Genomic DNA, 11,421 nt, shown 5'->3' on the forward strand with positions numbered 1-11,421 from the left:
CGTTCAGTCCTTTATCTCTCGCCCGGTTAGCCGCAAGAAGACATCCTCCAGATTTGGAGGACGCTGCAGAAGGCGGAGATCCGTGCGGTTGGCAAGCCGGAGGCGCACCTGCTCTGGATCCGTGACATAGCAGAAGAGCGTCTCCCCGCTCACCTCAGCGCGCTGCACTTGGGGTCTGACCAGCGGCAGCAGTTCATGCGGATTACCGCCGTAAATCTCGATCACGTGGCAGCCGATCTGCTGCTCGATCAGCGCGTGAGGCGCACCTTCGGCGATCTTGCGGCCGTGCTCAAGCACGCACAGGCGGTCGCACAATCGCTCCGCCTCTTCCATGAAGTGGGTGGTGAGAAGGATCGTTTTGCCGCGCCCTAATAGCGAGCGCAAGCGTTCCCAGATCAGGTGACGGCCGTGCGGATCGAGGCCCGTCGTCGGCTCATCAAGCACCAGGAGCTGCGGGTCGTTAATGAGGGCCCGCGCCAGCGTCAGGCGTCGCTTCATGCCGCCGGACAGTTCGGCGACGCGGGCATCCGCCTTGTTCTCCAGGCGCGCGAATTCGAGTAGGGACGGCGTGACCGCTTTCACCTCAGCCGCGCTCATGGCGAAGTAGCGCCCGAAAACGAGCAAGTTTTCGCGCACCGTAAGCTGAAGATCAAGGTTATCGAACTGTGGGACAACCCCGATCCCCCGCCGCGCCAAGCGCGCCCGTGCCGGCACTGGCTCCCCGAGCACGCATATCTTACCTGCGTCGGGCGACGCAACACCCAGGATCAAACGCGCAAGCGTGCTTTTACCCGCGCCGTTTGGTCCCAGCAGACCGAAGCACTCTCCCGGCGCGACCGTAAACGAGAGAGCGTCCACGACGAGCCTGTCGTCGTAGAACTTGCTCACCTGGAAAAGGTCGACTGCCGCGGCTGACATTTGTTTACGCCATCGCGACGGACGTTGTTCGCGCCGCTTTCTCGCTCGCGCGCTTTTTTGTCCAAAGCAGGCCGTCACACCATACGTGATCGACGCGTCCCCACTGGCACGCGGCGGCAGCATCCGGGAAAAAGCCGCGTCCATGCAGATTGGCGCTGGTATTGCAAAGCAGCGGAATGGCTGTGAGCTTCTCGTACTCGACGAGAAGCTCGGCCACTTTATGCTGAGAGGTTCTGGAAACGGTCTGTAGACGAGCAGATCCATCGAGATGCACGACGGCGGGAATTTTCTCGCGCCATTCCGGTCGGGTCTGGTGATCGAACAGCATGTACGGATCGGGTATCCCAGGGCTAAAAATCTCCGCCGCACGATCCTCCAGGCATATCGGCGCTACCGGCCTGAAATGCTCACGAAGTTTGATGTCGTTGAGATGATCTTTCATTCCTTCCCAGCTTGCAGCCGCGAGAATGCTTCTGCCACCCAAGGCTCGTGGTCCGAGCTCGGCACGCCCGGCAAGGAAGATCACGGGCTTGTCGCAAGCGAGGATTGCCGCAAGTTCGCCCATAGTGCAGGGCGCGCCCTCCCATTCGGGCGGGACTTCGCTGGGACGAAGGGCCGGTCCACTGTAGACCGACCATTCCAGAGCTCTAAAGCCTTGCTGTGCCGCCAGTGCAGAGCAAGCAGCACCAATGGCTGAGCCGCTGTCGTTCGGAAAGGGCGGCACCCACACGATATCGAACAGGCCTGTCGCACGAAATGCACTATTCCACTTAATATTCAGGCCACAGCCGCCGGCTATGCAGAGGTTACGCGCCCCCGCAAGATCCGAATGCCGCTCCACAACATCAGCAATGGTGCGAACCAGCAGACGCTCTAGGAAGACGTGAAATGACGCAAGGACGTCTTCGGCTTGCTTTCCCTTCAATCGCACTGCGCACGCATCGAAGAAGTCGTGCAGAGCTTCAAGTGGCGATTGTGAGCTGTTGATCTCTTCAGGCTCAGGACAAGCGCCCTCAGCATCCGCGGCAAAGTGCGCCTCATAAAGTTCCTGAAACGTCTTAATACTGTCCTCGTCGGGGGATCCCAGGGCGATATAGGCCATCAGCTTGCCGGCAATACCGAGATCCCAGCTGGTCCGGTCTGCCCGCCTGTAAGGTCCAAAGTGATGTCCTGCCGTCGCATAGGCGTGACCTATCATCGGAAACAGGCACTCGATGAACCGGATGCCGTGAGGCTCGACATAGTAGAGGCGTGGAAACATGCAGCCGTCCCACACCAAGCAAAAAGCAGATTGTGCGGATTTGGCAAACGAGCTGGCGCAGTATGCGGATGCTACGTGCCCGGTGACATGGGGATAGCTTTGATAGGGATATAGCTTCCCGTCAAGCATAAGGCCGATGCGATCGCGGGACGTCAGGGGGCTATCGCCTTGCCGTTCGACATACGGCGCGCCCTTGAGCTTGATCGTCGTCGTCCCACTAAGGACTTCAAACTGGGACTCGAACTCTCCATCCCAGCCATCAATGACGAACTGATCAACATCGTTCGGATCCAGCCCGTGCTCCGCCAAGGCGCTAACAACCGCATCCAGGTTTTCAATGGTTTGATAACGCGGATTGTTGTTCAGCTTCTCCTGTTCGATACAAAACACCACCCGGCCGTCCTCGATCAGAGCGACTGCCCCGTCATGCGTCAACTTGATACCGCAGATACGCATAGTGGCTCCTTTTCAAGCTCGGCCGTTGGGAGGGATCGAAGTTCGCTCCGGATTGCGAAAGCGGACCAACAAGCAGTCTTCGTCAGTCGACTGCCCCTGGCACTGCACGCGTTCGACCTCAATGAGCGCTTCAGTCAAAATCGTGATGACTGTCTCGGCGCCAGCGACATGCCCCCATCGCCTGCAGGTCGCATCACGTGCAGATCCGAAGACCAGATGCCCACGTGGAGCAAGCATCTTCACCATCTTGTCGATTGCGGTACGCATCCGTGTCATGTCTTCGAGATAGTAGAGAACTTCGGCCACCACGATCAGATCGAACAGCTCTTCGGTCGAGAACTGCAGAATATCGGTCGCCGCCCAGCTGATATGTGACCACCTCTTGGTCCGCTGGACCGCTCGACCGATCGCTCGCGGCATAACATCGATGACTGTGAGCCGTTTGCAGTGAGGAGCAAGCTTGTCTGTGAATGCACCGGCCGCGCACCCGATCTCGAGGCCGGCTGAGACGGCGCCGTTCGACAGCGATAGCCGTAGCAACTGGGTGTGACGCTCACGTTCGAACGGATTGTCGTCAAGCCGCCACGGGTCATCGTTTGCCAGCTCCCGTTCCAGCGACTGATATGTCTTGTCCACGCTCACCACTGAATCCCCCTACAAAGCTGCTCAGTCAGTCTCGGCCACAATGCCACCAGGCGCGATCAGCTGCGAGGGAGCGCGCGAAAGACCTGCCCCGCGAATTGAGCCAGGCGTTTCCGATGCCGGGTTAAGGCTTGGTCCAGTTGTCGCGTCTGCGATCGAGACCTTCGATTCATCGACGTCTGACGATTTCGCTACTTTGCGCGAGAGCCAGTCGCTGTTGCTCAAGGTACAGAGCGCATAGGCTTTCATCGGGAGCAGGAGGAAGATGTTGATCGGTGTGTGCAGCGAGAAGCCGATAAATCGAAGCTCACGGGCACGAAGGGCCGCTACGCTGCATCGAATCATGGTCATCGCGCCGATGGTCAGACCGGTCCACCAGGGCACGGTGCCGGTGAGCGCGAGCTGAGCGAGCGCGGCAATCGTTGAGATGGCGAGCAGCAGCGGCCCGAGGTTCTGTCCGAGCACGTCGAGCGTAAGGTACCAGTCCAGGCTGGGCAACAGGTGCAAACCGAGCAGCGTGTCGCGGTAAGTGCTCCGCGCCCAGCGGAGCTGTTGCCGCAGATATGGCAAGAGCCTGTCCGGGACCACCGTGGCGGCGATGGCGTCCGGAACGTACTCGGTTCGAAACCCTGCCTTGAGCATGAGGATCGTCAGATGGCGGTCCTCACCGAAGTCGCTCGGCTTTCCCCGGAAGAACTGCGTCTCGTACTGGTCGAGCAGCAAGAGCAGCGCGGAGCGGCGGTACATGGCACACGGCCCGCAGCAGCACATGACGGCGCCAAAGCGCGTCTGCGCCGCGCGCTCTTCGTTGCAAGCCAACCAGTACTCCATGTCGATCAATCGGGTCAGCCAGCTGTCGCTCCGGTTGCTGGCCGTCAATTGCCCCATGGCCGCGCCGATGGCTGGATCCTGCATCTTGCCTACGAGCTTGCTGACCACGTCACTGGCGATTTCCGTGTCGGAATCGACGTTGAGCACGAGATCGCCGAACGACCGGCGTATCGCTGCGATCTGCGCCTTGCGCTTTCCAACGTTGCTTGGCAGCAGAATGACCGTGAACCTCGGGTCATACGCGTAGCTCCCATGGACCGGGGCCACTGCACCGACATTTGCAGAGCCGTCATCGACCACATAGACTTGCAATCGGCCTGGGTAATCCTGGCTTGCGAGAGATTTCAGGCAGGCCGCCAGCGTCCCCGGATCCTCGTTGAAGCAGGGCACGATGACATCCACGCTGGGCAGAGCTTCGGTGTCGACGAGGTCGTACGGCGGCAGTGAGGCGTCGGTTCGCAGCGCATAAAGCGCCTGCGCGCTCTTATGGACGCTGGAGAGCAACGCGTAGGAGGCAACAGCAGCGGTGCTGATGGTGGCAAGCAGGCTCATGGGAATTGATCTATTCAGTGAGTTTGAGGAAGCGACCGGATTGCAAATCCAAGGTCATGCAGTGCTGGAATAAGCTGGGCGAGCGCCGTCACAGTCTGGTCGCGCCGCCCAGAGTGAGGGGAGCGTTCCAACTCGTCGGGAGGGCACCCGTCGTGCAGGAGCACGATTGCCCCCGGCCGGACTGAGGCCAGCACCGCGGCAACAATCGCCTCGCCGCCAGGACGAGACCAGTCTTGCGGGTCCACTGACCAGTGCAGGGCTGCCAGTTCGGCCTTCGCCGACGCGGCGAGGGCCTCCTTGGTCCAACTCCCATACGGCGCACGCATGTGCCGCACAGAAGCTCGGGGGCAGGCCATCCCGATGACCTTGTTCGTCGTGAGGATCTCATATTCCACCTCATCCGGCATGCATTTGGATAAATCCGGGTGCGTCATTGTGTGGTTTGCGAGTTCGTGCCCTTCTGCAATGATGCGCTGGATCAGCTCCGGCTGGCCCGCTGCATATGCACCAATCACGCAGAAAGTGGCGGGGGCCCGATGCTGCGCCAGCACATCCAGGATAGCCGGCGTGCAATGCGGGTTGGGACCATCATCAAACGTCAGATAGACACAGCGCTCTCCGCCCAAGTCGGCGCAGTCGCTCCGCGCTTCAGTCTCGTTGGCTGCGGTGGTCACAGTTCTGGCCCGTTCCGTTCAATCATCTCACCGGCCGGCCATTCGCTCATTGGCCTCGCAATCGGCAGAACGAGGCCGACCACGTCCTCCACGCGCGTCGGAGGCACAGTGAGATAGATATCCGGACGAGCTGACCGGACACGGAGCCCTGGCAGAACAGTCGCCAATCCCTGTCGCCCGAGCAGCCTGGTAATATGTTTCTGCAGGGCGGATCGGACCGTGCCAAAGCCGAACGGCACCCCAAGGTCTCGCAACACGGGATACATCACGCGGATGGAGTGGCTGATGCCGAGCCCCTCGAGATCCGGGCGTACCCCGTACAATCCGAGTTCAGCCACAAGCAGGTCGACCTCACCCACTTTTATGAAGCGGCGCAGTGCGCCGATGTGAATCGCGATGCCACGATCATCGTAGCCGATCGCCCGAATCTCAGGCCTTGCGCCGGCCCAGCTTCGATGACCTTCAAAGGGTTTTGCATTGAATGCCCCGGTCGGACCATAGGTCTTCCGGAAGAAGTCGGACAATTCAATATGGTCAGCAAGTTGAAGCTCATTCTCCCAGCACAGCCTCCAACGAACTGGAGGGCGCGCCGAAACACCTCGTGTGGATCCGGGCGCGATCATGTCCATAGAGAGTAATTCCTGTTCATTATCTGGCTCCTGACGCAGGCCAACAGTTCGCTGCGCTCGAAAGGCTTGCTCAAGAACTGGAGTCCAGCTTGGAGGGGTCGACTCATATCGTCTTCGGAGTTGTCTGTGAGCACAACGGTGGGAATCACGCCTCCGGATCCAGCCAGATGATGGAAAAGCTCACAGCCACTCATCACGCTCGACTGCATGTCCGCGATCAAGCACGACGTGATCAAACGGCGGCCCGATTTCAAGAACTCGTCTGCGCTCTCGAAGGGTTCGGGTACGTAGCCCGCGGAAAACACCACATCTGTCAGAGCTTCACGCACTGACCGATTTGCATTCACAATGGATACGACGTCGAGCGTGTGCGCAACTCGCATCAGATTCGCCAAGGACGCCTTCGCTTGCATGTTCCGCACGATTTCTCCGCAGCAACGACGCAATCGGATGCGACCAAACCTCGTTTGGTACCCGCAACCGAAGGGGTCCAACTGGAGGGAAATATACGACCAGCTTGAGCCTTGGCTCAATTCTACGGCGGTACACGGCCGGTATAGAATGGGTTGGCGAAGCCATACGAAGGTTTGCTCGTCCTAAACGCCGACGCGCATTTGCGGATCCCCCACCGTGCTAGCTCGCCGAGATATGACTTGCGCAACACGCACGAAACTGCGACCGCACGCTCCAGATGTCTTGATCGATCCCTGGCGCTGGGCTGAGACGCGCTACGATATGTAACCATTCTGATAGATCTGACATCTCGCTAAACTATCCTTTGCTATTCTCATTCGGTACAAGTGGTAAAATCGATTGTATCGATAGAACACATTCATACCGTGGATCACTCAAGATTATGCGTTTCAAGGGACTCGATCTGAATCTCCTCGTCGCGTTCGACGCCCTGGTGACGCAAGGCAATCTCACTGCGGCGGCAAGAAGCATCAACCTCAGTCAACCTGCCATGAGTGCTGCCGTCGCGCGGCTTCGCACTTACTTTCGCGATGAGCTATTCACGATGAGGGGCCGGAAGCTTGTCCCAACACCGCGGGCTCAAGCGCTCGCTGCCCCGATTCGCGAGGCTCTCGCTCACATTCAGCTCTCGATCATTTCTCCGGACGGCTTCACTCCGTCTCAATCGAATCGGCGATTCAGGATTATCCTGTCCGACTTCATGACTGTCGTGTTTCTTCGACCTATCGTGGACCGCGTCGCGCGGGAAGCTCCGACAATCAATTTCGAGTTGCTGCCGCCGGTGGAGGAACCCGATGAACTTCTCCGGCGCGGTGAGGTCGATTTTCTCATGTATCCCGAGATGTTCATGTCGAGTGCGCATCCCAAGGCGGCTCTGTTCGAGGACACTTTCGCTTGCGTGGGCTGCCCGATGAACAAGCAGCTGGCGCCGCGACTTACGCTCGAGATGTACACGTCGATCGGGCACGTGGAAGCCCAGTTCGGGCGCACCCTGAGGCCCCTCTTCCAGGAATGGCTCTTGCTCGAGCATGGTTTCAAGATACGCACCGAGGTCGCGGTGCAGGGTTTTGGTATGATTCCGCCTATGTTATTGGGCACCAACCGTATAGCGAGCATGCCCTCAAGACTGGTCAGCCATTTCGCAAACACGATGCCCCTGCGGGTCATCGAACCTCCGCTGCGACTTCTCACATTCACCGAGGCCGTCCAATGGCCGGCCATTCATAATACTGATCCTGCAAGCATTTGGATGCGCAACATGTTCTTGCAACAGGCATCCTTGATGGTCTCTCGGACCGAGACCAACCAACGTCACGGCCTATTCTAGGATTGTTCGGCCGAACCAGATCTACGCCAACCTCGAAGCTCCAGAGCTCGCTGGTGTTCGGCCTTTCGACCTTGGCCCGCTTGAGCGTAGTTTGATCGCGTCGACGGCGCCGTGGATCCCGCGCTGCGGTGACGATCGTGCCAGGAACAACCTGGATCCACTCGCCATGAGCTCGCGACATTGTCCCGCTGCGCGCGTGCTTGGAGGATGAGTTTTTATGATGAGAGGACGGCAACTGTGCCAATGTATGGCGCACGGAAGCGCTCGCCGCTCCCATTTGCCAAGCCCTGCTCCACCTGCAGCTCTTGATCATCTCGGGCGACATGATCAATCCAGCCACATCGGATCGTGGGACATCCTTTGGGATCTGGCGACAGTCGTGTTACTTTCGAAAGTGTCGTGGCGGGTGGCGCGCGGGATGCCGCCGCCGTCAGTTCCGAGTTACGGCCCCTTACCGCTGACCCGGAAGAGCTACTTCGGTGCGATAACATGATTTGCCTATCTTACCCCGAAGCATCTATGTCCAGCGCACGCACACCAAAGCGATCCTGTTCGAGAATGAAAGTGAGTGAGCTTCCGGACGAGCAAGCCATTGCCCGCGACAGCTGGACGGCGCTGCGCAACACTGATCCAGCTCACGTGTGGATATGCGAGCTATTGCTGTAGGAGCTATGACACGTCCTTGTTTTCCCAAGGCGGTGGCTGCGCGGCGCCGGCGCTCGTTGACCCGTTTTGAACGCCTCCACGTTCAACGGATACTCGAGCGTCCTTCGAGGCTCGGTCCTCAATCGCGAGTAACGTTTCGCCAGCCGCGCAAAGTGCGCTTGCGTTGAGAAACATGCCGGGAATGGTTTTGCGGCGCGCCTTATCCGACGCCTTGCGTCGCAGACTTGCCCGTTGAAGAGCAGCCATCATCTTGGCGCATTCCCAAACCCGATGTTGCCACGCGCGAACAACTCCATCGCGCCCACAAAGCCATCTCAACAGGACTAGCAGCGTGTCGAAAACGGTGTTAGGCGCCGATCGGGCGGCCACGCCACGATGTGGTGGTAGGAATACTCTGCGTGATTGACCAATCAATTTGGCTCGACGATAGATCACAGCAAGGATTGCGACTGAAAGAGGCCATCTGATCAGATCAGTACTGTGTCCGGCCGCAATTCCTTAAACTGTGTCGCAAGAGCAAGCGGGGCTGCATGTACCTGCTTTCGCTTCGCGTGGCAATCAGATAGCAGATGGCCACTGCTGCGGCAGCGTCCAGCAAAAATTGCACGGTTTCGGTTAGGCAGCGTTGGACAAAAGGGAAGCAAACGCCGTGTTGCACAGCGGCACCACACGAACGCACCTGTCACATTCTTTCGACCAAGTCGCCGCTCCGTCTACTTTTTGCCCCACCACAGCCAAACGGCTTCGTCACGTGCAGCGAAGGTGCGGCAAATCAAAGGAGCTTACTGTTGGAGAAGCCAAGCGGAGTCTACGACCCCGAGGATCTCGCGAGCTTGGGAAACCTTTTTGATCGAGCAATCGCGTCTTTACCGACATGCATGCGAACCAGCGAGAATCGCGTGGCGATCGCCAGACTTGTGATGCAACGCGCAGCGAGGGACGAATTGGCGTCGCTGGCGCACTTGATGCTTGCGCTTGTCTCGGCTGGTTGATCAACAGCTTGCGCTCAGTGCTCCTGGGGTTCGCAGCAAGAGACCATCATCTAGATCATTGAAATAACTTGATTCTCACGTGACGTCAGGTTGTAGGCTTGCAAATTGAGGACCATGACAAACGCCACACCACGACGGCGCCGATGGCGCATTGGAGAACTTGCAGAGGCGACCGGCGTAACGGTACGCACTCTGCATCACTACGAACATACCGGGTTGTTGACGGCCGCCGAACGTACCGATGGCGGTCACCGCATGTACGATCGTGAAAGCCAACAACGCGTCTCTCAGATACGGGCGCTACGTGAGCTCGGCTTCTCGCTTCCTGAGATCCGCAAAGCCATCGAGGGACGGACGTCTCTCACGGACTTAGTGCGCAACCATCTGGAGCGAATTGAAGTTCAAGTCGCGCGGGCGACATTATTACGGGATCGATTGCGCAATATGACGACGCAAGGTGAGACCGAAGTTAGTGTCGACGAGCTGCCGGCCACGTTAGATGCAATGTCGCGGATTGAGGAGCGTACCCCCTCGACCATCTGCACGTGCGCCTCTAACGCCAGCCGCGAAGATCGGTGGCGGAAGATTCGGGACGAGCTACGAAGCTGCATGGTTCGGGGCGAGCCGCCATGCAGTGAGCGACCAAATGCGGTCGCGCGTCAGGCCCGTTCGCTGCTGACTGAGATCGCAGGAGTTGACTCGACTGTCTCGATGATACTGAAGGTGCTGACGCGATTGACCGAACCACACAATCTCGCCGGCTGGGATGCGAGCCTCATGCGATACCTGGATCTCGCCCTCGCCGCGCTGGAGAACCGGCTCGGAAAGAGTTGACGCGCCGGCTGCTCGGACTCGGTTGCTCGAATGTCTGTAACTGAATGAGCTGATGCTGATCCTTGTCTGACTGAGGATCGTTGGCCCGCAGCAATTCGCCTGCGAATGTGCATCGTCGGCACTCTTTGGGGACTTTCGCTCTGCCAAGCTCGACGAGCACGCTTCGAAGTACTTGATTCGTACGTAGCGTCAAATTGTACCTTCTAAAAGCATCGACGCAGCGGCGGGGCGAGCGACAGAGCGCCGGTTAGCCCAATGGAGACTCCAATGATCTGCATCACTTTCGGAAGTTCCCGGTGAGAGCGCTGGGCGAGAACAAGTCAGTGGATGAAGTCTTTGGCCATTGCCGGTGACTCCGCAAACGGCACGCTCTTTACCTTCATGCCGGAATCGACGAAGAATGCTGCAGGGGCAGCCGCTGTCGCCAAGCTCAAGGGTGCAAGCCAATCTGCCGCAGGTTGCACGCTACGCTTATGCCGTAGTTCAAGGATGGGCAAGCTCCGTCAGACGGGCGGGCACCTTCGATGCCAGGCGGGTCGCTGCGGCCGAACCTCGGGCTCAATCGAAAGGGCTATTGCCACGGTTCGATTCGACTCAAAGGGAGACAATGCCGCTCCTGGTCCATCGTTTACCACTGGCGCGACAATACCGTCGAAGCGGTCGCCCAGACCTGACCGCACGCACTAACATCGCACGGAGCGTTGAATGATGAACCATCGGCGGCCTGGCGATTACGCGCTGGTAACGTGCGTCGCAGTCGCCGCAGTCGCGGCATTTCTCGCCCTCGCGGCAATGCTATCACGGCTGTCGTGCACGCCCGAACGGCCGCCCGAAGAGTACGTTCCCATTCGTCTGGTACCACTGGAGTGAGCATCACTTCCACAATCGTAAGGCCGACGAACATCGGCGGCTTCTTCCACTTAGTGAAACTGACGCGCACCTCGCTCTCGGGAGTGAGCTGCCACGTCTTTAGAAGGAACGTAACTTTTGGCAAGATTTCTGTCTGCGGATTACGCGAGTTCAAGCCATTAGCAGCGCTGTTCGGCCGAGTGGACGTGGCGTTCCCTCCCCGAGCTATCGCCCAAAGTTGGTGACGGCGGGAATCGGAAAGGCGGCATATCGTGGGGGTGCTTGACGCCTCCACTTCTCCACCGAAGGAGCGATA

Annotated in this window: 9 protein-coding genes; 2 read left to right on the plus strand and 7 right to left on the minus strand. The window is 58.9% G+C overall.

The window, feature by feature from the left end; all coding sequences use genetic code 11:
* Positions 1–3 precede the first annotated feature (3 nt).
* The 7 genes from nodI to ABIB99_RS43015 are packed head-to-tail and all read right to left on the minus strand — an operon-like array spanning position 4 to position 6,376.
* On the minus strand, positions 4–918 hold the full coding sequence (nodI, locus tag ABIB99_RS42985; RefSeq protein WP_247457879.1) for a nodulation factor ABC transporter ATP-binding protein NodI: 915 nt from the start codon (positions 916–918) through the stop codon (positions 4–6).
* A 4-nt stretch (positions 919–922) separates the two neighbouring features.
* On the minus strand, positions 923–2,635 hold the full coding sequence (gene nodU, locus ABIB99_RS42990) for a nodulation protein NodU (protein ID WP_247457880.1): 1,713 nt from the start codon (positions 2,633–2,635) through the stop codon (positions 923–925).
* Between the two features lie 12 nt (positions 2,636–2,647).
* Positions 2,648–3,277: a nodulation methyltransferase NodS gene (gene nodS / locus ABIB99_RS42995; RefSeq protein WP_247457881.1), complete on the minus strand. Its 630-nt coding sequence runs from the start codon at positions 3,275–3,277 to the stop codon at positions 2,648–2,650.
* Positions 3,278–3,301: 24 nt separating this feature from the next.
* Positions 3,302–4,660 (minus strand): chitooligosaccharide synthase NodC, encoded by a 1,359-nt coding sequence (gene nodC / locus ABIB99_RS43000; RefSeq protein WP_247457882.1) that lies wholly within the window; start codon positions 4,658–4,660, stop codon positions 3,302–3,304.
* A 14-nt stretch (positions 4,661–4,674) separates the two neighbouring features.
* Entirely contained in the window at positions 4,675–5,334 is a 660-nt protein-coding gene (gene nodB, locus ABIB99_RS43005) for a chitooligosaccharide deacetylase NodB (RefSeq protein ID WP_354116726.1), read from the minus strand.
* Positions 5,331–5,963 (minus strand): NodA family N-acyltransferase, encoded by a 633-nt coding sequence (locus ABIB99_RS43010; protein ID WP_247457883.1) that lies wholly within the window; start codon positions 5,961–5,963, stop codon positions 5,331–5,333. The genes nodB and ABIB99_RS43010 overlap by 4 nt, the downstream gene beginning before the upstream one ends.
* Complete coding sequence (locus tag ABIB99_RS43015; protein WP_354116730.1) at positions 5,954–6,376, minus strand: response regulator transcription factor; 423 nt, start codon at positions 6,374–6,376, stop codon at positions 5,954–5,956. The genes ABIB99_RS43010 and ABIB99_RS43015 overlap by 10 nt, the downstream gene beginning before the upstream one ends.
* A 443-nt stretch (positions 6,377–6,819) precedes the next feature.
* Between ABIB99_RS43015 and ABIB99_RS43020 the strand changes: the two genes are divergently transcribed.
* Together ABIB99_RS43020 and ABIB99_RS43025 are read left to right on the plus strand one after the other, a co-directional pair.
* Entirely contained in the window at positions 6,820–7,764 is a 945-nt protein-coding gene (locus ABIB99_RS43020) for a LysR family transcriptional regulator (RefSeq protein ID WP_354116727.1), read from the plus strand.
* Positions 7,765–9,536: 1,772 nt separating this feature from the next.
* Positions 9,537–10,256: a MerR family transcriptional regulator gene (locus ABIB99_RS43025; protein ID WP_247457885.1), complete on the plus strand. Its 720-nt coding sequence runs from the start codon at positions 9,537–9,539 to the stop codon at positions 10,254–10,256.
* Positions 10,257–11,421: the final 1,165 nt, after the last annotated feature.

The sequence above is a fragment of the Bradyrhizobium sp. LA6.1 genome, assembly GCF_040547805.1.
GTDB lineage: Bacteria > Pseudomonadota > Alphaproteobacteria > Rhizobiales > Xanthobacteraceae > Bradyrhizobium > Bradyrhizobium barranii.